Genomic DNA, 23,552 nt, shown 5'->3' with positions numbered 1-23,552 from the left:
CTTTCCGGCAACGCGCCCGCCGGGGGCCTTCATGCGGGCCCCGGCAGGCGTTTTTCCGGTTCTAGATCCGGTCCTTGACCAGGTGGGTCATCGTCGCGCCGGTTTCGTAATAGGCTTGGCGCAGCCCGGCGAAGGGCAGGCTGTGGTCGGTGACGGGATCGGTGGGCAACCCGGCGAAATCCCCGCTCAGCAGCGCCCGCGCCATGCGTTCGCCAAAGATCGTGCCGGGGCAGATGCCGCGCCCGGAATAGCCGAAGCTGACCAACCCGGTCGGGTCCAGCGCCAGGATCTTGGGCAGGTATTCCGCCGTCATCGCGATCCGCCCGAACCAGAGCTGCCGCAGCGGCGTTCCGGCAATCGCGGGGAACATCCGGGCCAGTTTGCGATCCAGCCAGTTCCGGTGGGCAGAATCGGCGATATGCCCCAACTCCCCCATGCCGCCGATGATCAGCCGCCCGGCCTGGTCCAGCCGCCACGACGACATGACCAGCGCGGTGTCCCAGCAGCCCTCCTTGCCGGGCAGGATGCGCTCCAGGTCGGCGTCGGACAGCGGATCGGTCGCGGCCTGGAAATAGTGGACCGGGACGATCCTTGGCGCCTTCAGCCCCTTGACCGGCTTGGTATAGCCGTTGGTCGCCAGAATCATGTGGCGGGCGATGACACGCCCCCTCGGGGTGGTGACGTGCCAGTCCTTGCCGGATTTGTCGACGGTCAGGGCCGGGGTGGCCTCATGCAGCCGGGCGCCGGCCTTGATGGCGGCGCGGGCCAGCCCCTTGGCATAGGCGAGTGGGTGAATGGTTCCCGCGCGCGGGTCGAAGAGGGCGCCGTGCACCTGCTCCGATCCCACCCGCGCCACGGCTTCGTCGCGCGACAAGAGCTGGACAGGCGCCCCGCGGTCGGCCAGTTGCCGGTGGCGATTCTCCAGGTCCTTCATTCCGCGCGGCGCATGGGCACAATGCATCGTGCCGTTGCGGACCGGTTCGCAGGCGATGTCGAAAGTGTCGATCAGGCCATAGACCATGTCCGGCGCCCCGGACAGCACGTCAGAGAGGCGCGCGCCCGCCGCCTTGCCCATCCGGGCGTCGATGTCCTCGGGCGGCAGCCAGAGGCCGGCATTGGCCAGCCCGACGTTCCGCCCAGATCCGCCGGCGCCGAATTCCTCGGCCTCGACCAGGCAGACCGAAGCCCCGTCCATGGCCGCGTGCAGCGCCGCGGACAGGCCGGTATAGCCACCGCCGATCACCACGAGGTCGGCCTGGACGTCCCCGATCAACTCGGGGGCGTCCACCGTTTCGCCGCTGGTGTCGTGCCAGAGGCTGTCAGACAAGTCAGATGTCAAATTTGATCCCCTGTGCCAAGGGCAGCTCGCGCGAGTAGTTCACCGTGTTGGTCTGCCGCCGCATGTAACCCTTCCAGGCGTCGGACCCGCTTTCGCGGCCGCCGCCGGTTTCCTTTTCGCCGCCAAAGGCGCCGCCGATTTCCGCGCCCGAGGGGCCGATATTGACGTTGGCGATACCGCAATCGGACCCGGCTGCCGAGAGGAAATACTCGGTCTCGCGCAGATCTGTCGAGAAGATGCAGGAACTCAGACCCTGCGGAACCGCGTTCTGCATCTCGATCGCATCCTCCAGGTCGCTGTATTTCACGACATAGAGGATCGGCGCAAAGGTCTCGTGATGCATGATCGCGGATTGCGACGGCATCTCGACGATGGCCGGGCGGACATAGGCGGCCTTGGGGTGGCTCTCGGCCAGGATCTGCCCACCGCCATGCACGGTGCCGCCCTCGGTGCGGGCCTGGTCCAGCGCGCGGTCCATGGCGGCCATCGCGCCCTGGTCGATCAGCGGGCCAACCAGCGTGCCTGCCGCCAGCGGATCACCGACGGGGAGCCCCTCATAGGCCTTGACCAGGCGCGGGATCAGCGCGTCATAGACGTCATCGTGCACGATCAGGCGGCGCAGGCTGGTGCAGCGCTGGCCGGCGGTGCCCACCGCCGAGAACACGATGGCACGCAGGGCCATTTCCAGGTCGGCCGAGGGGGCGACGATCATCGCGTTGTTGCCGCCCAGTTCCAGGATGGTGCGGCCCAGCCGCCCGGCCATGTCGCCGGCGACGGCGCGACCCATCGGCACCGACCCGGTGGCCGAGATGATGGCCACGTCGCGCGAGGCGGTCATCGCCTCGCCCAGGTCACGATCCCCGATCAGGGTCTGGATCAGGCCGCTGGGTGCATCCGCACCGAATTGATCCATCACGCGGTCGCAGATCTTCTGGACCGCGAGGGCGGTCAGCGGGGTTTTTTCCGACGGCTTCCAGATTACCGGGTCGCCACAGACCAGCGCCAGCGCCGCGTTCCAGCACCACGGCGCCACCGGGAAGTTGAAGGCGGTGATCACGCCGCAGGTGCCCATCGGGTGCCAAGTTTCGCGCATGGCATGGCCGGGGCGCTCGCTGGCGATGGTCAGCCCGTACAGCTGGCGCGACAGGCCGACGGCAAAGTCGCAGATGTCGATCATCTCCTGCACCTCGCCCAAGCCCTCCTGCAGGATCTTGCCGCATTCCAGGGTGACCAGGCGGCCGAGGTTTTCCTTCTCCCGGCGCAACTCCTCGCCCAGCAGGCGGACCAATTCGCCCCGGCGCGGGGCGGGCACCATGCGCCACTTTTTGAACGTCTCTTTCGCGCTGGCGATCTGCGCCTCGGCCTCTGCGACGCTGTGGGGGGCGAGGCTGGCGATGCGGCTGCCGTCGATGGGGGTGAAGACCTCCAGCGGCCCGGCGTTCAACTCGGCTTCGGTCAGGCCCGAGGCCGCGAGGGTCTCGGCGTGCGACGGCGTGGCGGGTGTCGATGTATCCATATGAGTCATGAGCTTTCCTTTCATCATGGCGCCCGGAGATCCAAGGGGATCGCGGGAATGGCCCGACAGTGTTGGATTGGCCGGCATCGTCTCATGGCCGGCGTAGGATTCCTATTGAAACAAAATCCGTATTGCATGAGGAATACTTGTATGATTGCACAACGTCGATTCCTGCCCTCCATCTCGTCCTTGCTGGCGCTTGAGGCGGTGGACCGCCTCGGCAGTGCCTCGGCCGCCGCCGAGGACCTGTCGCTGACGCAAAGCGCGGTCAGCCACCAGTTGAAGCAACTCGAGGCCCAGATGGGCGTCGACCTGATTTCGCGCGACCAGATGCGGTTGCACCTGACGCCCTCGGGGGCCGAGTTCGCGCGCGAGGCGCGGTTCCTGCTGGGGCGGCTGGCGCAGGCCTCGATCAAGCTGCGCGCCAATCCGCGGGGCGGCGGGCTGAACCTGTCGATCCTGCCGGCCTTCGGCCTGAACTGGCTGGCGCCACGCCTGAAGGACTTTGTCAGCCGGAATCCCGACATCACCATCAACCTGCAAACCCACAACCTGCCGTTCAGCTTTGACACCAGCCAGGCGCAGGCGGCGATCCATTACGGCGCCCGCGACTGGGCCGGTGTCGAGTACCTGCCGTTGATGCCGAAATACGTGCTGCCGGTCTGCGCGCCGGGGCTGCTCGAGGCGCCGCTTTCGCGCCCCGAGGGGCTGTTGGGTTATCCGCTGCTGCACCTCGATTCGCATCCCGACTCGTGGGAGCAATGGTTCGGCCTGCACGGGGTCGAGGTGTCCAAGCTGGAGGGGATGCTGTTCGACCAGTCCTCGACCATGACGCAGGCCGCCGTGCACGGGTTGGGGATCGCGCTTCTGCCCACCTTTCTGGCCGAGGACGAGATCGCGCAGGGCCGCCTGTGCCTTGCGATGGAGGGGGCGGCGACCTCGCTGGGGGAATATTTCCTGGTCTGGCCGGAGGCCGAGGCCGGCGGTGCCGCGCTGGCGCGCTTCCGCGACTGGTTGCGGGACCAGGTCGGACAGGATGCGCGGGCGAGGAGGGAGTAGGGATGTCCATTCGCCTTCCGAGCCTGACCCACCTGCGGTGTTTCGAGAGCGCCGCGCGGCACGAGAGTTTTACCATCGCCGCCGAGGACATGGGCATGACCCAAAGCGCGGTCAGCAAGAAGATCCGAGAGCTTGAGGCGGACCTGGGATTCGACATGTTCCAGCGGGTCGGGCGTGGCGTCGCCCTGACCGAAGCCGGGCGGCGGTTCGCAGAGAACCTGTCCGCCGATCTGGGCGGGCTGCGCAAGACCGTGCAGGAGGCGGTGGCCGGCGGGGCGCGGAAAACCACCCTGTCCATCGGCATCCTGCCGACCTTTGCCAACCTCTGGCTGATCCCGCGCCTGCCGGATTTCCTGGCGGAGCATCCCGATATCGAACTGTCCCTGTCCACCCGGCTGGTGCCGTTCGATTTCGAGCGCGAGCCGCTTGATCTTGCCTTCCACTATGGTGGCGAGAATTGGCCGGGAACCCGGATGCACCATCTGTTCGGGGAAAAGGTGGCGCCGGTCTGTTCGCCACGGTTCCGTGAGGCCCATGGTCTGGGCGCGGACCTGCGCAACCTGTCCGACGCGCCGGTCCTGCATCTGGCCAGCCGAACCAACGCCTGGCCGGACTGGATGGCGCAGGCCGGAATAGACCGCGCCGCGCCGCTCGAGGGGCGGTATTTCGATCAGCACTCGATGGTGATCTCGGCCGCGATCGCCTCGCTGGGCGCCGCGATCGTGCCGATGCAGATGGTGGAACGGGAACTCGCCAGCGGCGAGCTTGTCCGGCTGGGTGGCCCGGAGGTGACCACCGGGCAGAGCTATTACCTGGTGCGGCCGGTCGGGCGCCTTTCCGAGCCGGCCGAGGCCTTCGAGGGCTGGGTGCTCCGACAAGCCGCCCGGCAGTAAGCCGGGCGCGCGTACGTCACGCCGTCCGTCCGCCCGGGGGAGCGGTGACCAAAGCCCGTTGATCGGGACGTCCCATCGCCAGCAGACGGGGATGCTCTTGCTGGGCGGCCTGGAAGCCGGCCTTGTCCCGCCATCCGCGCCAGTGACACGACAGCAGGCTCTGCGCCGTTGCCCCGCCCAGCGTGGTGCCTGGCCCCAGCACGATGAAGACATCGGGCATCAGGTCGCGGGCGGCGACGCGGATGGCGGCGGTGAAATCATAGGGCTCGGTCACCTGGTGGCCCAGGGTATAGGCGCGCAGGCGCGCGGGATCGCTGGATTTCGGCCGCCAAACGGCGCCGCGCCCGTCGATCAACGCAATGTCGGGGGTGTCGAACAGTTCGGGGCCCAAGCGGGCCTGTCCGGCGGCGGCGACCGGGGCCTGCAGCGCGGTGTGAAACCCCGCATGGCCGGGCAGGCGCATCGGATACCGGGACTGGACCTTTGGCATCTCGGCTTCGAAGGCGGCCAGCCCCTCGGCATTGCCGGCCAGAACCAGCATGCCGCCCAGGTCGATCGACAGCCCCAGGACATGCCCGGCGCGGCGGTCGATCTCGGCGATCCGGGTCTCGATCTCGGCGCGCCGTCCGGGGATCGGCACCCAGTTCTCGTCGACGAAGGGATAGATCAGCTGCCCGCCGATCATGTTCCGGTGCATCAGCGTGCCCATGGTGTTGACCACGTTCAGCCCGTCCATGGCATCCAGCGCGCCGGCGCAGGCCAGCGCGATATACCACCCCATGGAGTTGCCGGTGACCGCCAGGATGTCAAAGCGCGTGCGGTCGATCGACAGGAAATCCGCGTAGGCGCAGGCATAGATCAGCCCCGAGGCATTGTCGCCCCGGGTGAATGTCGCGCCCGCGTATTGCTCGGCGCCATCCAGTGCGGACAGTGGCTCTTGCCCGGCCTGCCGGCGGAAATCGTCGAACTGCGCCATCAGGCGGGACTTGTCCGGGTGGTGTCGCGCGAAATATCCCAGCTCTTCGCGGTTGTAGGTGCCGCGCCCCGGCGCGACGACGACGGCGGTCTGTTTCATGTTGCGCTCCACAGGGTGCGGGCGGCCTCGGCGATGCTCTCGCGCGACGGCATGGTGGCGGCATAGGCCGGGCCGGTGGCGATGAAGCTGTCTTCGGCGGCGATGCGGGCGTGCGGCAGGTCGGACCGTTCGTGCAGCAGCGCCATCAGCGCCTCGGACTGGCTGCCGGTGCTGCGGCATTCGTCGACGATCAGGACCTTTTCCGCCCCCTCCAGCGCCGACAGGATGCCGGCCTCGGGCAGGGGCGCCAGCCAGCGCATGTCGATGACGCGGGTGTCGATCCCCTCGGCGGCCAGGTCATGCGCCGCCTGCGTGCTCAGGTATCGCCCGTTGCCATAGGTCAGCAGCGCCAGTGGGCCGTCGCCCTCGACCCCGACCTCGCCCAGAGCGATCCGCCGGTCGGGCGCGGGATAGGTGGACATCCAGCCGCCGTCCTTGGCGTCCAGCAGGTCGCGCATGGGATAGAGCGCGATGGGTTCGACCATCACCACCACCCGCTGGTCCTCGCGCGCCAGCCGCACGCATTCGCGCATCATCATCGCCGCGTCATCGCCGCGCGACGGGCAGGCGATGACCACGCCGGGAATGTCACGCAGAACCGCCAGCGAATTGTCGTTGTGGAAATGCCCGCCAAAGCCCTTCTGGTATCCCAGCCCGGCAATCCGCACCACCATCGGGTTGGTGAACTGGCCGTTGGAAAAGAACGGCAGGGTCGCGGCCTCGCCCCGGAGCTGATCCTCGGCGTTGTGCAGATAGGCGAGGAACTGGATCTCGGGCATCGGGACGAAGCCGTTATGCGCCATGCCGATGGCCAGGCCCAGGATCGACTGTTCGTCCAGCAGCGTGTCGATCATCCGGTCGGGTCCGAACCGCTCGGTCAGTTTCTGCGTTACCCCGTAGACACCGCCCTTGCGGCCCACGTCCTCGCCCATCATGATGATTTCACCATGTTCCAGCATCAGGTCGGTCAGCGCCCAGTTCAGCAGCTTGTTCATCGGCTGCGGGCTGGCCATGGCCTTGAGATCGCTGCCAAATGCGGAGGCGCGATCCTCGGGCGAGGGACCGTTGGTGGGGGTGTTGTCCCGTGCCGGCGGGAGCAGCGAGGCCATCACCTCGCTGGCGGTGCGCAGCCTTGGCCGGGTGACCACCTGCTCGGCGACGCGGGTGCAGCGGTCTTCGCAGTCCTGGTAGATCGCCAGCACCTCGTCCGGGCTGAGCACGCCGGCGTCGATCAGCAGCCGCGCCGAATGCAACAGCGGGTCGTCCGCCTCCCAGCCCTCGAAGATATCCTTGCTCAGATAGGCTTGCTGCAGGTCCGATCCGGCGTGGCCATAGAGTCGCACCATCGACAGGTGCAGAAAGGCCGGTTTGCGGCGGCTGCGCACGTATTCGGCCGCGTCCCGCGCGGCGCGATAGGTATCGTAAATATCCAGGGCGTCGGCGTGAAAATACTTCAACCCCGGCTTATGCGCGTAATTCGCTGCCACCCAGCCCTGCGGCGTGCGGGTGGAAATGCCGATGCCGTTGTCCTCGCAGACGAACAACAGCGGCAGCGGCACCGACTGGTAAGAGGTCCAGCACGCGGTGTTGATCGCCCCCTGCGCGGTGGAATGGTTCGACGAGGCATCGCCGAACGAGCACATCACGAGGCCATCCTCGGCCAGCACCCGGTGCTCGGGGCGGTGACGTTTGGCAAGACCGATGGAATAGGCCGCCCCGACCGCCTTGGGCAGGTGGCTGGCGATGGTCGAGGTCTGCGGCGGAATCGCCAGCGATTTCGATCCCAGCACCTTGTGACGTCCGCCCGACATCGGATCCTCGGTCGAGGTGGCAAAGCTCAGCAACATGTCCCAGGCCGGCGTCGTGCCGGGCACCCGGGCCGAGCGCATGGTCTGGAACGCCCCGTCGCGGTAATGCAGGAAGGCCATGTCGTCGGGACGCAACGCCGCCGCGACCGCCGCCATCCCCTCATGCCCCGACGATCCGATGGTATAGTATCCATGCCCTTCCGCCTGCATTTTGCGTGACCGGCGGTCGAGGTTTCGGCTCAGGCACTGGGCGTGAAATATCTCGACCGCGTCATGCGGCGCCAGGGCGTCGGTGGCGGGCTGCCCGGTCGGCAGGGCGCCAGATCGGACCTTGTCCCGAAAGGCCTTGTCGATGATGTCTGCGCGATCCATGGGGGTCTCCTTGGCTTAAGGCATGCGGGTCGGTTGCGGGCCGAGAGGCCGGGGGCTCTCTCGGTCAGCCAAGGGCGGCCACCGCCGAGGCGATCCGGGCCAGCCCCTCCTCCAGGTCGCGCGTCGCATAGGCGTAGGACAGGCGGACATGGCCGGGCAGGCCAAAGGCGCGGCCCGGGACCAGCGCCACGTTGGCCACATTCAAAAGATAGTCACAGACCCCGGCATCGTCCTCGATTACGCCGCCGTCCGGGCGGCGCTTGCCGAACAGGCCCGTGCAGGCGGGAAACACGTAGAACGCGCCCTGGGGCGTCGGGCAATCGAGGCCGGGAATGTCGTTGAGGGCGGCAACGACAAGATCGCGGCGCGCGCGAAACGCGTCGTTGCGCGGGGCAAGGTGATCCTGCGGCCCCGTGAGGGCGGCCAGCGCCGCCGCCTGAGAGATCGAGCAGGCGCCCGAGGTCGACTGCCCCTGGATCGCGACCATGGTGCGGATCAACCCGGCCGGACCGATGCCCCAGCCGATGCGCCAGCCGGTCATCGCATGGGCCTTGGACACGCCGTTCACGATCAGGGTCCGGTCGGCCAGGTCGGGGGCGGCCTCCAGCACGCTGGTAAAGGGGTGATAGGCGATGTGCTGATAGATCTCGTCCGCGATCACCCAGACATGGGGGTGCCGCCGCAGCACCTCGGCCAGCGCCGAAAGCTGCGCGCGCGAATACATCGCGCCCGACGGGTTGCCCGGCGTGTTCAGCAGCAGCCAGCGGGTCTTGCCGGTGATCGCCGCCTCCAGCGCCTCGGGCGTCAGCAGGAAACCGGCCTCGGCCGGGCAGGGCACCGGGACCATGGTCGCCTCGCAGAACGCGATGATGTCCTTGTAGCTGGTCCAGTAGGGCGCGGGGACGATCACCTCGTCGCCCGGGTTCAGGCTGGCCTGAAAGGCATTCGACAACACCTGCTTGGCCCCGGTCGAGACGATCACCTGCGTCGGGTCATGGTCCAGACCGGCATCGGTGAGGATGGCCTCTCGCAGGGCGGTCACGCCCTGGGTCGCGGGATAGGTGGTCTTGCCGTCCAGCGCCGCCTGATGCGCCGCCTCGATCACATGGGCGGGGGTGGGAAAGTCGGGCTCGCCGGTGCCAAAGCTGAGGACGGGCTTGCCTTGCGCGCGCAGGCGCGCCGCCGCTTCGGATACCAGGGCGATTTCCGACAGGCTGAGCGACGCCGCGCGGTCGGAGGGATGAAAGGCTTGAGTGGATGTCAGCATGTTCCGGGCCTGAGAATGAGGTTGTCCGGAAAATAACGTACTGATTGGTGAGGAAAAGGACTGATTTCGGAATGAATGACGTCGGATTCGTCATGACTTGGAGCGGTCCGTGGTCGACCCGTCCCGGCACACCGATGCTATCGCCGGGCGGTCGCCTGATCAACCTTCATGTCGGGAAGAAGTGGTAGCCCGTAGGGGAATCGAACCCCTCTTTCCAGGTTGAAAACCTGGCGTCCTAACCGATAGACGAACGGGCCACGCTGTGGTGAGCGGTTCTTTAGGCAATCGCGCCGAACCCCGCAAGACAAAAACGGCCCGAAAGCCCAGATTTTTCGCCGCCGCACGCGGCAGGGCGGCTCAGGCCTCGGCGGCGTCGTCGAGGCGCAGCTGCACGCTCTGCCGCCCGCCCCATGTGTTGATCTCCAACCGCCCGGCAAAATGGAACCGGGCGCCGCCGTGACCCTCCAGCCGCGGCCCGAGATCGCTGTCAAAGGCGCCAAAGGCGATCGCCTCCAGCCGGCCCTGCATGCCGTCGCTGAGCGAGAGCTTCAGGTGCGAGGCGCCGACGCGCTTGGCAAAGCGGACCTGCAGATCGGGCAGGGCAAAGCGCGGGGCAGGGGCGCCGGCGCCGAACGGGCCGGCCTGTTCGATCCGCTCGATCAGGTCAATCGTCGCCGCGCCGGGCATCAGCGCGCCGTCGAGTTTCAGATCGGCGGGCCCGGCCCGGCCCGCGCCCTGCCGCGCCAGCAGGTCGGACAGGCGGGCCATCGCCTCCGCCAGCCGGTTGCGCTCCACCGTCAGCCCGGCGGCCATCTTGTGGCCACCGCCCTTGAGCAGCAGCCCCTCGCCGGCCAGCCGCTGGATCGCCGCGCCGAGATCCACCCCCGAGACCGAGCGGCCAGACCCCTTGCCCTCGTCGCCGTCCAGCCCGATCACCACGGCGGGGCGGTTGGCGGTCTCTTTCAGGCGCGAGGCGACGATGCCCACCACACCGGGGTGCCAGCCCTCGCCCGCCGCCCAGACCAGCGGCGCATCGAGACCGCGTTCCTCGGCCTGTTCCATCGCGGCGGCGCGCACCGCCTCTTCGATCTCGCGCCGCTCGGTGTTGAGCTGGTCCAGCCGCTCGGCCAGCGACTGGGCCTCGTTCACGTCCTGCGTCGATAACAGCCGCGCGCCCAGGTCGGCCTTGCCGATGCGCCCGCCGGCGTTGACCCGTGGCCCCAGCAGAAAGCCCAGGTGATAGCTGCTCGGCGCCGAATCCATCCGCGCCACGTCCGAGAGCGCCACCAGCCCGGGCCGCTTGCGCTGCGCCATCACCCGCAGCCCCTGGCGCACCAGCGCCCGGTTGGCGCCGATCAGCGGCGCCACGTCGGCCACCGTGGCCAGCGCCACCAGGTCCAGAAGCGCCATCAGGTCGGGGCCGGTGCCGCCGCCGCCCTCGCGCAGCTGTCGCCGCGCCTCGACCAGCATCAGGAACACCACGCCGGCGGCGCAGAGATAGCCCAGGTCGCCGCTCTCGTCCTGACGGTTGGGATTCACCACGGCGACGCAATCGGGCAGAGTCTCGCCGCCCAGGTGGTGGTCGAGCACGATCACGTCGGCACCCTTGGCGGCCGCGATCGGTCCGTGGCTGAGGGTGCCGCAATCGACGCAGACGATCAGGTCGTGCCGTGCCGCCAGATCGCGCATCGCCGGTTCGTTGGGGCCATAGCCCTCATCGATCCGGTCGGGGACATAGAGCGTGGCGTCGCGCCCCATCCCCCGCAACCAGGTCAGGATCAGCGCCGCCGAACTGCCGCCGTCGACGTCGTAATCGGCAAAGACCGCGATCCGCTGGCCGCGCCTGACCGCATCGACGAAACGGGCGGCGGCGGCCTGCATGTCCTTCATCTGGCGCGGATCGGGCAGAAGGTCGCGTAGGTGCGGGGTCAGGAACGGCTCGGCCTCTTCCGGCGGCACGCCGCGGCGGGCCAGCACCTGGCAGACCGGGCGCGGCAGGCCGGTTGCCTGCGCCATCGCCTCGGAGGCGCGGTCCAGCTCGACCGAGGGCCCGGTCCAGCGCCGCCCGGTCAGAGAGTGTTCGACCCCCAGGAATGCCACCTGCTCACCTCCTGTGTCTCAAGGCCGGCCCGGGATGGACCGGCCCTGTTATCCGGCGAAAATTGCCCACGTCGACGGCACCGACGCGGATCCCGTCCGTCCCGGTTCAGACCGGCGTCCGGTACTGCATCCGCCGCACCGACCCGGTCTTGGAGCGCATCAGCAGAGTCGTCGTCTCCAGCCAGCCCGGCATCCGCTTGATCCCCGGCAGCAGGGTGCCGCTGGTGACCCCGGTGGCAGCAAAGATCACGTCCTGCGTCACCATCTCGTCGCGGGTATAGATCCGGTCGAGATCGGTGATCCCGGCCTTGGCCGCGCGGGCCTTTTCATCGTCGTTGCGGAACAGCAGCCGGCCATAGATCTGACCGCCCATGCATTTCAGCGCCGAGGCCGCCAGCACCCCCTCGGGGGCGCCGCCGGAGCCCATGTACATGTCGATCCCGGTGAGCTCGCTCTCGGCGCAATGCATCACCCCGGCGACATCGCCATCGGTGATCAGCCGGATCGAGGCGCCGGTGCCGCGCACCTCGGCGATCATCGCCTCGTGGCGCGGGCGTTCGAGGATGCAGACGGTGATGTCGGTGGGCTTGCAGCCCTTGGCGGCGGCCAGCGCCTCGACCCGCTGGGTCGGGGTCATGTCCAGGGTGACGACGCCCTCGTCAAAGCCGGGGCCGATTGCGAGCTTGTCCATGTAGGTGTCCGGCGCGTGCAGCATCGAGCCGCGCGGCCCCATCGCGATCACGGTCAGCGCGTTGGGCATGTCCTTGGCGGTCAGGGTGGTGCCTTCGAGCGGGTCGAGCGCGATATCCACGCCCGGGCCATTGCCGGTGCCCACCTCTTCGCCGATGAACAGCATCGGCGCCTCGTCGCGTTCGCCCTCGCCGATGACCACGACGCCGGCGATATCCAGTTTGTTCAGCTGTTCGCGCATGGCATTGACGGCGGCCTGGTCGGCGGCCTTTTCATCGCCGCGCCCGATCAGCGGCGCCGAGGCCAACGCGGCTTGTTCGGCCACCCGGGCAAGGCCCAGCGACAGCATCCGGTCCTGAAAAGCGGCGTTCGTATCCTTGGCGGTCATGGCAATATCCTGTGTCAGAAATCCTGTGGATCGCATACCCCGCCCGGGGCGGGGGCCGCAAGGCCCCGCCGTCGGCGCGGGCTCAGACGTGCTCGATCCGAAGCGCCACCGGCTCGCCCGCCATCACGTCGGTTCCGGACATCGCCTCGAGCGCCTGGTTCAGCGCGGCGCGGGTCGTCTTGTGGGTGACGATCAGCACCGGGGCGGCGGATTCGGAATGGCCGTACTGGCGCATCCGGTCGATCGAGATCCCGGCCTCGCCCAGTAGACTGGCGATCTTGGCCAGTGCGCCGGGCTTGTCCAGCAGCGACATCCGCAGGTAATAGGGCGCCGGCAGGCCGGTCTGGGCGGGCTTGGCCTGTTCCAGCGTGATGGCGGGCTGGCCGAACACCGGCATGTGACAGCCGCGCGCCAAGTCACAGATGTCGCCCACGACCGCGCTGGCGGTGGGGCCTTCGCCGGCGCCGGGGCCGCGCAGCACGACCTGTTCCACCGCATCGCCCTCGATCACCACCATGTTGGTGCCGCCCTCGAGCTGGCCCAGCGGCGAATTGGCCGGCACCAGGCAGGGCTGCATCCGCTGCACCAGTCCGCGCGGGCTGCGTTGCGCCACGCCCAAGAGCTTGATGCGATAGCCCATGTCGGCGGCCTGGCGGATATCTTCCAGCGACACCCGCTGGATTCCCTCGATTTCGACCCCGTCGAAATTCACCTTGGTGCCAAAGGCGATCGAGGCCAGGATCGCCAGCTTGTGGCTGGCGTCGATGCCGCCCACGTCAAGGTTGGGATCGGCCTCGAGATAACCCAGCTTGTCGGCCTCTTCGAACAAGGTGTTGTAGCCCTGCCCGGTGGCCTCCATCCGGGTCAGGATATAGTTGCAGGTGCCGTTCATCACCCCCATCACGCGGGTGATCTCGTTGCCCGCAAGCCCCTCGGTCAGCGACTTGATCACCGGGATGCCACCGGCGACCGCCGCCTCGTAACGGATCGACAGCCCCGCCGCCTCGGCCTGTTCGGCCAGCGCCTGGCCATGCAGCGCCAGCAGCGCCTTGTTGGCGGTGACCACGTGCTTGCCGCTGGACAGCGCCGCCTCGGTCGCGTCCTTGGCGGCCCCCTCGGAGCCGCCCATCAGCTCGACGAAGATATCCACGTCATCCCGCCGGGCCAGCGCCACCGGATCGGTTTCCCAGGCGTAGTGCGACAGGTTGACGCCACGGTCCTTGCCGGCGTCGCGGGCGCTGACCGCCGTTATCTCGATCCGCCGCCCGGTGCGCGCCTCCAGCAGCTTGGCCTGTTTGCGCAGGATGCGGACCACGCCCACACCCACCGTTCCCAATCCGGCTATCCCCAGGCGCAGAACGTTCGTCATCGTGCATCCATCCTTCGGTCTGTCGCGAAATGTTGCGCCGTGCCTTATCCGGTTCGGCTGGGCGGTGCAACGGCGCGGGGCGGTGCCCCCTGCGTTGTCCTTTGCCTTGCCGCTCAGTCTGCCTGCGCCGCGCGCAACCGGGCCGCCCGCGCCTCCAGCCGGGCGCGGCGCCAGTCCATCTGGCGCTCCAGATCCTCGGCGCTGTCGGGCTCGGCTGCGTGCAGGGCCAGCGCCGGTTCCAGCGGGATCAACGCCGGGTAGTCGGCATGGCGCAAGCTGTCGCCCTGGGTCGCGTCCAGCGCCGGAACCCGGTTGCAGCCGGCGGCAAGCAGCACCGCGCCGGCAAGCAGGCACAGGCGGGCAGGGGTGGCACGGGGGCGGCAGGGCTGGAACATGGGCAATCCGGTATCAGGCGTGGCCTTTCATGCCCGTTCGATGCAAAAGGCGCAAGCGGGGGGTTTTTTCTGAACGTGCGTTCAGATAACCTTTCGGCGATGGCACGCACAGCAGGTTCCCATTCCGATATCACCGGGCCGCGCATTCAGGACGCGGCGCTGCGGCTGTTTGCGCGCCATGGCTATGCGGCGGTGTCGATGCGCCAGATCGCAGGCGAGGTGGGGGTACAGGCCGGCGCGCTCTACAATTACACCCGCGACAAGCAAAGCCTGCTGTTCGGCCTGATGCAGGATCACATGCAGGAACTGCTCGCCACATGGGCCACGCGGCCGCAGGGCGAGGGGCCGGTTGCCGCGCTGGAGGCCTTCACGCGGTTTCACATCCGGTTCCACCTGGAGCGCCCGGACGAGGTGTTCATCGCCTACATGGAGTTGCGCAACCTCACGCCCGAGAACCACGCCGCCATCAGCGCCCTGCGCGGGCGCTACGAGGATGCGCTCGAGGCGATCCTCAAGCGTGGCGTTGCCGAGCGCGCCTTTGACGTCGCCGATACCAAGATCGCGACGCTGGCGGTGATCGCGATGCTGAACGGGGTCAACACCTGGTACCGTTCCGGCGGGCGGCTGTCGCTGGACGAAGTCGAGACCGTCTATTGGGACATGGTGCGCAAGGCGGTTGCCGCCTGACCGCATCCTTTCGGTCAATGCAGACGGGACGGCCGCCCGCTGCAGCTTCAGACCTGATTCAGGATCACCCCTTCCTTGATGCCGTGATCGGATTTCTTGTCATAGGCGTCCTGTTTGCCCTGTGCCTCTTTCCCGAACTTGTTCCAGGCCTTTATCACCTTGGCCTCGTCGAGATCGCCGGCCTTTTCCATCGCCTTCTTCCAGGCTTCCGCTTCCTTTTTAAAGATCACGTGGTGGTTTTCCTCGTGCTTTTTCAGAGCCTTCCACATGTCGTCCCAAGATTTCTTCTCTTCCTTGGAGGCTTTTGAGTAGTTCGCCCAGACCGGCATGATAATCTCGGGCTTGGCCTTGAGGATGAAATCGCTCACCACCCCGTCCTTTTTCTTGTAGGAACATTCGGAATGCGACCGGTATCGTCCCCACCACTTGTGCTTTTTGAGGTTCTTGAACAGGTCTTCGATGGTCTTGCCCTTGACCGTCCATTTGTTGCTGGCGGGTTTGGGGATTTTCAGCGTCACTTTCATCCTGACCTCCTGTCGCGGGGCCGGATCGCGGTCCGGCTGTTTCCGGGTCTTGAGTTTTTCTTGCAGCGCCTTGCGGGCCTTATCATCGGCCTTGAGCGCGTTCGTCGCCGACGGGCATGTTTTTCGGCTTTCTCCCGCCTGGCGTGGTGCCCGTCGACCACGTTTGCCATTCCCGCGGCCAGGGCCACGGTGTGATCATACCAGTCCTTGGCAGATTTTTCCTGCTTTTTGACCCGCGTCCGGTTTTTCGACCTGCGCTACCGCTTCATTGGCCGATTTTCAGCATCGCGAGACCGGAAAATCCGCTCGTGACTTTGCCCGGGTCCGCGCAACCCGGGCACCAGTCTGCCGCGACTGGCCCTCGTCGGATCAGTGCGCCGGTCTGATGAAATTTCCGTTGCGCAGGTCGCGCATCGCCTGCATCAGCTCCTCCTGCGTGTTCATCACGATCGGGCCATGCCAGGCCACCGGCTCGGCGATGGGCGCGCCCGAGATCAGCAGGAAGCGCACGCCCTCCGGTCCTGCCTGCACGGTGATCTCGTCGCCGGTTCCAAAGCGGACCAGGGTGCGGTCGCCCGACAGGTCGCGGATATTGACCTCGGCGCCGGCCAGTTCCTTTTCCAACAGCACGCCCGAGGGCGCCGAGGCATCGACGAAACCGGCCGACCCGTTGAAGACATAGGCGAAGGCCCGGCGGTAAGTGTCTATCTGGAATGTCTTTTTCACCCCGGCAGGGATGAAGATGTCGAGGTATTGCGGATCGGCGGCGATGCCGTCGACCGGGCCGCGCCGGCCCCAAAACTCGCCCACGATCACCTTCACCCGGGTGCCGTCGTCGTCGATCACCTCGGGGATGTCGGTGGCCTTCACATCCTGGTAGCGCGGCGCGGTCATCTTCTGCGCCGCAGGCAGGTTGCCCCAAAGCTGGAAACCGTGCATCTGGCCCTGCGCGTTCCCTTTCGGCATCTCCTGGTGCAGGATGCCCGATCCGGCGGTCATCCATTGCACGTCGCCCGCGCCTAGCGTGCCGCTGTTGCCGAGGCTGTCGCCATGCTCGACCGTGCCCGAGAGCACATAGGTGATGGTCTCGATCCCCCGGTGCGGATGCCAGGGAAAGCCGCGCAGGTAATCCTCGGGGCGCTCGTTGCGGAAATCGTCGAACAGCAGGAAGGGGTCCAGCTCGGTCGGGTCCTGGAACCCGAAGGCGCGGTGCAGTTTCACCCCGGCGCCTTCCATTGCGGGGACGGCGCGGCGGGTTTCGATGGTGGGTCTCAGCGACATGGGATGGCTCCTGCCTGATGCGGTGAGGCAGAGATAGGCCGGGCGCGGCACGGGGAAAACGCCGGCATGCTCACGCAAACTGTGCGCGGATGCACGGTTCCGGGGGCCGGGCGGGCGAGAGGCTTGAAGCGCGTCCACGCGGAATCGCCTGTTCGCCTGGGGTGATTTCAGGTAAGCCCACCGGCGCAGGCAGGCGGAGGGCTCGATGGAGGACGAAATTCTGGTGACGGTTCAGGTATCGGCGCCGCGCCGCTGGCTGGGCGTTGGGATGCTTCTCGGCCTGGCCGGGCTGGTGATCTATGTCGCGCTGTCGTCGCCGCCGGCCCCGCAATGGCAGGTCTTCCTGCTGCTGACCGGGGCGGCGGCGTTGTGGACCGCCGAGCGGATGCGACGCGCCACCGGCCATCGGCTCGAATTGACCCGGACCGAGTTGCGCGCCAGCGACGGCACCCGCATTGCGGCGATCGACGAGATCGCTGGGCTGGATCGCGGGGCGTTCGCCTTCAAGCCCTCGAACGGGTTCCTGATCCGCACCCGAGCGCCGGGCGGGCGGGCGTGGCAACCGGGGGTGTGGTGGCGGTTTGGCCGGCGCATCGGCATTGGCGGGGTGACCGCGCCGCCGCAGACCAAGGCGATGTCCGAGGTGCTGGCGGCGCTGCTGGCCGAACGCGCCTAGCTGTCCGACCAGACCACCTGCGGCGCGAAACGCGGCCGGGTAAAGACGAAGTTGTCCAGTTCCTGATCGCCGAGCCCGATATTGAAGAGAGGCTGGTAGATGGCCTCGGTCTCGATCAGGATGACGCGTTCATTGTCCGGCATCACCGGCAGCTTGTCCTCGACGTCTGAGATGGTGGAGTTCGTGCGCTCAAAGCCATGGTCGCGGCTTTCCGACCAGTCGACGTAATATCGGTCGTCGTCCTCGTCCCAGCGCACCACGGTGACCCTCAGCTTGAGCGGCGTCTCTGACCGCGTCATCAGTTGCAGCACCGCCTCCATGCTGTCGATGTAATCGTCGTTGATCGCCTCGGTCTCGCGCGAGATCATGTCGGCGATGGAATAGGCCGCCTTGAGATTCTGCGCGCTCTGCCGGAATCCGTCGAAAAAGACGTATGTGGCCATGAACGCCCAGAACAGGAGCGGCATGACCATCACGAACTCCACCGAGACGCTGCCGCGGGTGTCGGTGCCGAAACGGCGGAAAAGGGGGGCGAGACGGTTGAGCATCATCGTTACCTCGGTTCCTGGACAAAGACGGTGGTCGCGGTCAGGGCATATTGGCCGTACTCGTCCTTGACCATGTTCTTGCCCAGCCCGGTGGTGGGAAAGACCGGGTCGATCTTGGCACAGGCGCGTAACACCATCAGCTCGTTCTCCTGTCCGTTCACGAAATTGCGCACCGGCGAGACCTCTTCGGATTTGTCGGTGCAGTCGGGCACGGTGGGAATGTCGCTCCAGTTGCGGGGATCGACCTGGATCATCTCCAGCCGCAGGCTGCTGGTGCAATCGGGGATGAAGGCGCTGCGGTTGCAGATCATGTCCCGGATGTCGTCATGCTGCGGCGCGGTGCCGGTGCCCAGCCGGATGTCGCGCACGGTCATGTCCACCGCGCGTTCCAGCATTGATTGCTGCAACGAGACAAAGCCCAGTTCCAGACCCGACAACATGATGGTGATGATCGCCGGAAAGGTGATGGCGAATTCGACCGTGGCGTTGCCGGCCTGGTCCCGCCAGAAGCGGCGCAGCCGCCCGAGGATACCCATGCTCATTGTGTCAACCTCAGCTTGCGGATCGACGAGGCGATCGAGGAGAAGGCATCGACGATGTCCAGCCCGTCGACGTCGAAGTAATGGCTGTCGGAACTGGCACAGTCCTTGAGTACGGCCTTTCCACCTGAACTTGCCTCAAACGCGATGCTGTACACGACGATGCCCTGTGCCTTGGCGGCATCGCAGATCGCCTTGGTGCGGGTGTCCTTGGTGGAGCCGTTTACGTAGTGACCGCGGGGCCCGTAGTACCATTCGTTGCGCGCCGCAGTATACCCCATGGTCGGCTGGAAAATCTCATCGGCGATCTTCCTCGGGGTGGTGTAGGCGAACAGTTCGCCCATCGTGAGTTTGACCGAGGTGCCGTCCTCTTCGACGGTTTCGGTTCCGGATTCCACCCATCCGTTTTTCGTGCACTTGCCCTTCCAATTGTATTTTGTGCAACCCCATTCATAATCGGCCTTTTCATATGTGCCGTTGCCATAGGGATGGTCGGCCCATTCATCCAACTCGTTCCAGTAATAAATGTCCTCGAGCAGGTTCAAATCACCGTCCCGGTCAAGAAGGTCGGGGCCGACGTTGATCGAATAGACCTCTTCCTCGGCGTTCCACCAGGCACGGGTATCACCGTTTCGATACTCGTCCGGCAGATAGTATTGGCTGGTGTTATCTCCGTCGGTCATCAGCACGATGACCTTCAGCGTCTCGCCGCTTTCATAGGTGTGCGGGCGGGCAGAGAAATCCGCAGAAACCTCGCCCAGATTGACCAACTCGGTGATCGCGGGCTGGATGCTGGGGTCGAGCAGGGCGGTGCCCCATTTCATCCCGAGGTCGATCGAGGTGTAGCCTCCGGCCCAGAGATCGGAAATGAACGACTTGAGCTTGCTTTCGTTCTTTTGCATGACCATCGCCTCGCGGTCGCTGTCGGGAAGACAGACCGGGTTCTTGATCAGCTTGGGGTCGTCGCGCCCTTCGAAGCTGCTGGTCGTGTAGTCGAAATGCATGGTCCGCTTCAGCTCGGTCTTGGTCGACAGCGCGGCGCTGTCAAAATCGGAGGAGGCGAAGTTCACGCAATTGGAATAGTTGTGTTCGTCGGTGACGTTGAATTGGTCCAGGAACTCGGCCGGGACCGAGACCTGTTGGGCGTAGGGCACGATCGACATCGACATCTTGCCGTCCTCGGTGTTGTCGACCATCGTTTCGACGAATTCCTTGGCTGCGACCTTGAGGTTTTTCAGCTTGCTGTTGCTGTTCATCGAGCCGGACACATCGAGAACCAGCGAGATCTCCACCCCGTCGATGCGTTCCTCGGCGGTACTGGCGGCCGGCGCTGTCAGTGTGTCGACGCCGCTCATGTGCATGAACTGGGTCGGGAAATCGGCCGAGGCGGTGGCGGACACCGTACGAAAGCTCAGCCCCTCGTCGACGGTGACACTTGTGAGGTAATCGCCCATCCCGGCCTTTTCGAGGTAATCCCTGACCACGTCCTCCGGCGGCAGAGTCTGGTCGATGTCGGCGGCGGCCAGAACCGCGCGGTCCATGGTGTATTGCATGTTGGCGCGATCACGTTCGAACCGCATCAGGTCGATGCCGATCCCCCCGAACATCAGGATGATCACGAATACATAGACGGCGAAGACGATCAGTGACCCATCCTCGCGGATTGCGAACCCTCTGACCCGGTCGCGCAACCGGATCGACGCGCCGCCGTCGAGGCGGGCGGAATTTCCGTGGGGGCCAGTCCGGTTTTCAGTTCGCTGTCGCATGGCGGTCCTCGTTAAACATGATCCGCGTCCTGTTCGTCGGGACGCATGTCACCTTGGTCTTTGTCTGCCCGGATCGTGGCCTAAGTTGGGCGAATACACGGTATTTCGGGGAAAACAGGGGCTTTTAGCGCGGGAATCGGGGGTATTCGGGCCGTTTTCCCGTCCCCCGCATTTCCGCGGAGGTGGGTCTCGGGGTGCCGGAAAATTCGGCTTCCGGATCGTGAATGCTTAAAATGGTCGCAGCCCGTCAACGAAGGTCCTAGGCTGCTGGAATGCGACCGCGGGCGGCGAGTCGCGCGTGATCTGGGAACGGCAAGAGGAGGTTTACCCATGGTCCTACAGGAACCGAGTTTTCGTGAAAGCGTGGACCTCATGTTCAACAGGGCGGCGGCGATCATGGATCTTCCGCCTGGCCTTGAGGAAAAGATCCGTGTCTGCAACGCGACCTACACGGTTCGGTTCGGGGTGCGGCTGCGTGGCCAGATCCACACCTTTACCGGGTACCGCTCGGTGCATTCCGAGCACATGGAACCGGTCAAGGGCGGCATCCGCTACGCCATGGCGGTGAACCAGGACGAGGTCGAGGCGCTGGCGGCGCTGATGACCTATAAATGCGCGCTGGTCGAGGCGCCCTTCGGCGGCTCCAAGGGCGGGCTGTGCATCGACCCGCGCCAGTACGAAGAGCACGAGTTGGAGATGATCACCCGCCGCTTTGCCTATGAGCTGGCCAAGCGCGACCTGATCAACCCGTCGCAGAACGTGCCGGCGCCGGACATGGGCACCGGCGAACGCGAGATGGCCTGGATCGCCGACCAATACGCGCGGATGAACACCACCGACATCAACGCGCGCGCCTGCGTCACCGGCAAGCCGCTGAACGCCGGCGGCATCGCCGGGCGGGTCGAGGCCACCGGGCGCGGCGTGCAATTCGCCCTGCGCGAGTTCTTTCGCGATCCGCGCGACGTCGAGAAGGCCGGTCTGACCGGCGGTCTCGAGGGCAAGCGGGTGATCGTGCAGGGGCTGGGCAACGTGGGTTATCACGCGGCCAAGTTCCTGGCCCAGCAGGACGGTGTGCGGATCACCGGGATCATCGAGCGCGACGGCGCGCTGTTCGACGAGGGCGGGCTGGACGTCGAGGCGGTGCATCACTGGATCGCGCGGCACGGCGGGGTCTCCGGGTTCCCCGATGCCACCCATACCGCCGAGGGGGCGGCGGTGCTCGAACACGATTGCGACATCCTGATCCCGGCGGCGCTGGAAGGGGTGATCAACCTGGCCAACGCGCACCGGATACAGGCGCCGCTGATCATCGAGGCCGCCAACGGTCCGGTGACGGCGGGGGCCGACGAGATCCTGCGCGACAAGGGCACGGTGATCATCCCGGACATGTACGCCAATGCCGGCGGCGTGACGGTGTCCTATTTCGAGTGGGTCAAGAACCTGTCCCACATCCGCTTTGGCCGGATGCAGCGGCGCCAGGAGGAGGCGCGCCACCAACTGGTGGTCGAGCAGCTCGAGACCCTGAGTGACGCCCTCGGCAAGACCTGGTCTCCAAGCCCGGATTTCAAGGAGAAGTACCTGCGCGGCGCCGATGAGTTGGAGCTTGTCCGCTCGGGGCTCGACGACACCATGCGCACCGCCTACCAGTCGATGCGCGAGGTCTGGCACGACCGGGCCGACGTGCAGGACCTGCGCACGGCGGCCTATATCGTGTCGATCGGCAAGGTGGCGGCCAGCTACCGCGCCAAGGGGCTCTGACCCGGCGGTACCGGATCACGCGCGGCGCCGGGATCGGGGGATTCCGGCGCCGTTTCGTACACTTCGGCCGTGTTCCGGGGGCCTGCGGCTCCAGCCGCGATCCTGTCTCGGGCGGCCTGTCCCTTTTCGGGTTTCCCGGGCTGGTCAATCCCTGATCCGGTGATAGTGTCACCGCCGTCGGGCGCGCCGTCGCGCGCCGATCTGTCAGGAGACCGAGATGCGATTTTCCGGGCTGCGAGTCCTCAGGGAGGGATTGACCGGCAACAGGGGGTGGACCGCCCATTGGCGCGACCCCGAACCCAGGCCGGCCTATGACATCGTCATCATCGGCGGTGGCGGCCATGGGTTGGCGACCGCCTATTACCTGGCCCGCGAACACGGGCTGAGCAATATCGCGGTGTTGGAGAAGGGCTATCTCGGCGGCGGCAATGTCGGGCGCAACACCACCATCGTGCGGGCCAACTACGGGCTGCCGGGAAATTCGGAGTTCTATTCCCATTCGCTCAAGCTCTGGGAGGGGCTGGAACAGGAGCTGAACTTCAACGTGATGCATTCGCAGCGCGGTGTGCTCAACCTGTTTCATTCCGACGGTCAGCGCGACGCCTCTGTCCGGCGTGGCAACGCGATGGTGAACCAGGGCGACGACGCGATCCTGCTGGACCGCGAGGGCGTGCGAAGGATGGTACCTTACCTCGATTTCGACAATGCGCGGTTCCCGGTCTACGGCGGGCTGTATCACCCACGCGGCGGCACCGCGCGCCATGACGCGGTGGCCTGGGGCTATGCCCGGGGGGCCGACCAGAGGGGCGTCGACCTGATCCAGAACTGTGAAGTGACCGGGATCGACGTGGAGAACGGCGCCGTGACCGGGGTGCAGACCACCCGCGGCGCGATCCGGGCGAAGAAGGTCGGGATCGTGGTTGCCGGCCGTTCAAGCCAGGTGGCGGCCCTGGCGGGGATGCGGCTGCCGATCGAGAGCCACGTGTTGCAGGCCTTTGTCACCGAGGGGCTGAAGCCGCTGATCGACACGGTGGTGACCTTCGGCATGGGGCATTTCTATATCAGCCAGTCGGACAAGGGCGGGCTGGTCTTCGGCGGCGATATCGACATGTATGCCTCCTATGCCGCGCGCGGCAACCTGCCGGCGGTGGAACACGTGATGGAGGCGGGGATGACCCTGATGCCGATGATCGGCAAGGCGCGGGTGCTGCGCAGTTGGGGCGGTATCATGGACATGACGCCCGACGGATCACCGATCATCGACAAGGCCGGGATCGACGGGCTCTTTCTCAACTGCGGCTGGTGCTACGGCGGGTTCAAGGCGGTGCCCGGCTCGGGCCATTGTTTCGCCCATCTGATCGCGACCGGGCAGCCGCACGCGGCGGCCGCGCAGTTCCGGCTCGACCGGTTCCGCACCGGGGTCGGCATCATGGACGAGGAGGGCACCGGTGCGCAGCACAATCTGCACTGAGCGCGGGCGGAGAGGCCGAGCATGAGTATTT

At 66.5% G+C, this 23,552-nt stretch carries 20 protein-coding genes and 1 tRNA gene; 6 read left to right on the top strand and 15 right to left on the bottom strand.

The genetic code is table 11. The annotated features are described in order from the left end of the window. Positions 1–61: 61 nt before the first annotated feature. Together ABWV23_RS02105 and amaB are read right to left on the bottom strand one after the other, a co-directional pair. The gene (locus tag ABWV23_RS02105) at positions 62–1,339 is read right to left on the bottom strand and encodes an NAD(P)/FAD-dependent oxidoreductase (protein ID WP_353344425.1); all 1,278 of its coding nucleotides are present in this window, start codon (positions 1,337–1,339) and stop codon (positions 62–64) included. Continuing rightward, positions 1,329–2,855, bottom strand: a complete 1,527-nt coding sequence (gene amaB, locus ABWV23_RS02100; RefSeq protein ID WP_353344660.1) for an L-piperidine-6-carboxylate dehydrogenase — start codon at positions 2,853–2,855, stop codon at positions 1,329–1,331. Before amaB ends, ABWV23_RS02105 begins: the two co-directional genes overlap by 11 nt. Before the next feature lie 150 nt (positions 2,856–3,005). On the opposite strand from amaB, the gene ABWV23_RS02095 reads away from it, so the two are divergent. Together ABWV23_RS02095 and ABWV23_RS02090 are read left to right on the top strand one after the other, a co-directional pair. After that, positions 3,006–3,914, top strand: a complete 909-nt coding sequence (locus ABWV23_RS02095) for a LysR substrate-binding domain-containing protein (protein ID WP_353344423.1) — start codon at positions 3,006–3,008, stop codon at positions 3,912–3,914. Positions 3,915–3,916: 2 nt separating this feature from the next. Further along, positions 3,917–4,807, top strand: coding sequence for a LysR substrate-binding domain-containing protein (locus tag ABWV23_RS02090; protein WP_353344421.1), 891 nt, complete (start codon positions 3,917–3,919; stop codon positions 4,805–4,807). Between the two features lie 16 nt (positions 4,808–4,823). Here ABWV23_RS02090 and ABWV23_RS02085 read toward each other — a convergent pair whose 3' ends face one another. The 8 genes from ABWV23_RS02085 to ABWV23_RS02050 all read right to left on the bottom strand — a co-directional run bounded on the left by ABWV23_RS02085 (position 4,824) and on the right by ABWV23_RS02050 (position 14,271). Continuing rightward, the gene (locus ABWV23_RS02085; RefSeq protein ID WP_353344419.1) at positions 4,824–5,882 is read right to left on the bottom strand and encodes an ACP S-malonyltransferase; all 1,059 of its coding nucleotides are present in this window, start codon (positions 5,880–5,882) and stop codon (positions 4,824–4,826) included. Further along, on the bottom strand, positions 5,879–8,062 hold the full coding sequence (locus tag ABWV23_RS02080; RefSeq protein WP_353344417.1) for a thiamine pyrophosphate-dependent enzyme: 2,184 nt from the start codon (positions 8,060–8,062) through the stop codon (positions 5,879–5,881). The genes ABWV23_RS02085 and ABWV23_RS02080 overlap by 4 nt, the downstream gene beginning before the upstream one ends. Positions 8,063–8,126: 64 nt before the next feature. Continuing rightward, positions 8,127–9,329, bottom strand: a complete 1,203-nt coding sequence (locus tag ABWV23_RS02075) for a pyridoxal phosphate-dependent aminotransferase (RefSeq protein WP_353344415.1) — start codon at positions 9,327–9,329, stop codon at positions 8,127–8,129. 182 nt (positions 9,330–9,511) lie between these two features. Further along, positions 9,512–9,586, bottom strand: a tRNA-Glu gene (locus ABWV23_RS02070). Between the two features lie 100 nt (positions 9,587–9,686). Continuing rightward, entirely contained in the window at positions 9,687–11,429 is a 1,743-nt protein-coding gene (recJ, locus tag ABWV23_RS02065; RefSeq protein ID WP_353344413.1) for a single-stranded-DNA-specific exonuclease RecJ, read from the bottom strand. Between the two features lie 106 nt (positions 11,430–11,535). Beyond that, positions 11,536–12,507 carry a class II fructose-bisphosphatase gene (gene glpX / locus ABWV23_RS02060; protein ID WP_353344411.1) on the bottom strand — a complete coding sequence of 324 codons (972 nt, stop codon included), beginning with the start codon at positions 12,505–12,507 and terminating at the stop codon, positions 11,536–11,538. A gap of 82 nt (positions 12,508–12,589) precedes the next feature. Beyond that, the gene (locus ABWV23_RS02055; protein WP_353344409.1) at positions 12,590–13,876 is read right to left on the bottom strand and encodes a homoserine dehydrogenase; all 1,287 of its coding nucleotides are present in this window, start codon (positions 13,874–13,876) and stop codon (positions 12,590–12,592) included. 113 nt (positions 13,877–13,989) lie between these two features. Beyond that, positions 13,990–14,271, bottom strand: a complete 282-nt coding sequence (locus ABWV23_RS02050; protein WP_353344407.1) for a hypothetical protein — start codon at positions 14,269–14,271, stop codon at positions 13,990–13,992. Between the two features lie 99 nt (positions 14,272–14,370). On the opposite strand from ABWV23_RS02050, the gene ABWV23_RS02045 reads away from it, so the two are divergent. Continuing rightward, positions 14,371–14,958, top strand: coding sequence for a TetR/AcrR family transcriptional regulator (locus tag ABWV23_RS02045; protein ID WP_353344405.1), 588 nt, complete (start codon positions 14,371–14,373; stop codon positions 14,956–14,958). A 47-nt stretch (positions 14,959–15,005) separates the two neighbouring features. Here the strand turns inward: ABWV23_RS02045 and ABWV23_RS02040 are convergent, their stop codons facing one another. Continuing rightward, the gene (locus tag ABWV23_RS02040; RefSeq protein ID WP_353344403.1) at positions 15,006–15,482 is read right to left on the bottom strand and encodes a DUF922 domain-containing protein; all 477 of its coding nucleotides are present in this window, start codon (positions 15,480–15,482) and stop codon (positions 15,006–15,008) included. Between the two features lie 369 nt (positions 15,483–15,851). Then, the gene (locus ABWV23_RS02035; RefSeq protein WP_353344401.1) at positions 15,852–16,763 is read right to left on the bottom strand and encodes a pirin family protein; all 912 of its coding nucleotides are present in this window, start codon (positions 16,761–16,763) and stop codon (positions 15,852–15,854) included. Between the two features lie 205 nt (positions 16,764–16,968). On the opposite strand from ABWV23_RS02035, the gene ABWV23_RS02030 reads away from it, so the two are divergent. After that, complete coding sequence (locus tag ABWV23_RS02030) at positions 16,969–17,439, top strand: hypothetical protein (RefSeq protein WP_353344399.1); 471 nt, start codon at positions 16,969–16,971, stop codon at positions 17,437–17,439. Here the strand turns inward: ABWV23_RS02030 and ABWV23_RS02025 are convergent. Genes ABWV23_RS02025 through ABWV23_RS02015 form a run of 3 tightly spaced genes read right to left on the bottom strand, consistent with a single transcriptional unit; the run spans position 17,436 to position 20,292 of the window. Further along, positions 17,436–17,990: a TadE/TadG family type IV pilus assembly protein gene (locus ABWV23_RS02025; protein ID WP_353344397.1), complete on the bottom strand. Its 555-nt coding sequence runs from the start codon at positions 17,988–17,990 to the stop codon at positions 17,436–17,438. The genes ABWV23_RS02030 and ABWV23_RS02025 overlap by 4 nt on opposite strands. A gap of 2 nt (positions 17,991–17,992) precedes the next feature. Continuing rightward, positions 17,993–18,529, bottom strand: coding sequence for a TadE/TadG family type IV pilus assembly protein (locus tag ABWV23_RS02020; RefSeq protein WP_353344395.1), 537 nt, complete (start codon positions 18,527–18,529; stop codon positions 17,993–17,995). Beyond that, positions 18,526–20,292, bottom strand: a complete 1,767-nt coding sequence (locus ABWV23_RS02015) for a pilus assembly protein TadG-related protein (protein WP_353344393.1) — start codon at positions 20,290–20,292, stop codon at positions 18,526–18,528. Before ABWV23_RS02015 ends, ABWV23_RS02020 begins: the two co-directional genes overlap by 4 nt. A 330-nt stretch (positions 20,293–20,622) precedes the next feature. On the opposite strand from ABWV23_RS02015, the gene ABWV23_RS02010 reads away from it, so the two are divergent. Both ABWV23_RS02010 and ABWV23_RS02005 read left to right on the top strand, forming a co-directional pair. Continuing rightward, on the top strand, positions 20,623–22,050 hold the full coding sequence (locus tag ABWV23_RS02010) for a Glu/Leu/Phe/Val family dehydrogenase (protein ID WP_353344391.1): 1,428 nt from the start codon (positions 20,623–20,625) through the stop codon (positions 22,048–22,050). 217 nt (positions 22,051–22,267) lie between these two features. Then, the gene (locus tag ABWV23_RS02005; protein WP_353344389.1) at positions 22,268–23,521 is read left to right on the top strand and encodes a sarcosine oxidase subunit beta family protein; all 1,254 of its coding nucleotides are present in this window, start codon (positions 22,268–22,270) and stop codon (positions 23,519–23,521) included. Positions 23,522–23,552 lie beyond the last annotated feature (31 nt).

The sequence above is a fragment of the Aquicoccus sp. SU-CL01552 genome (assembly GCF_040365005.1).
GTDB lineage: Bacteria > Pseudomonadota > Alphaproteobacteria > Rhodobacterales > Rhodobacteraceae > Antarcticimicrobium.
Note: the sequence above shows the minus strand (reverse complement) of the source record. Positions and strands in the feature narration are given on the sequence as shown.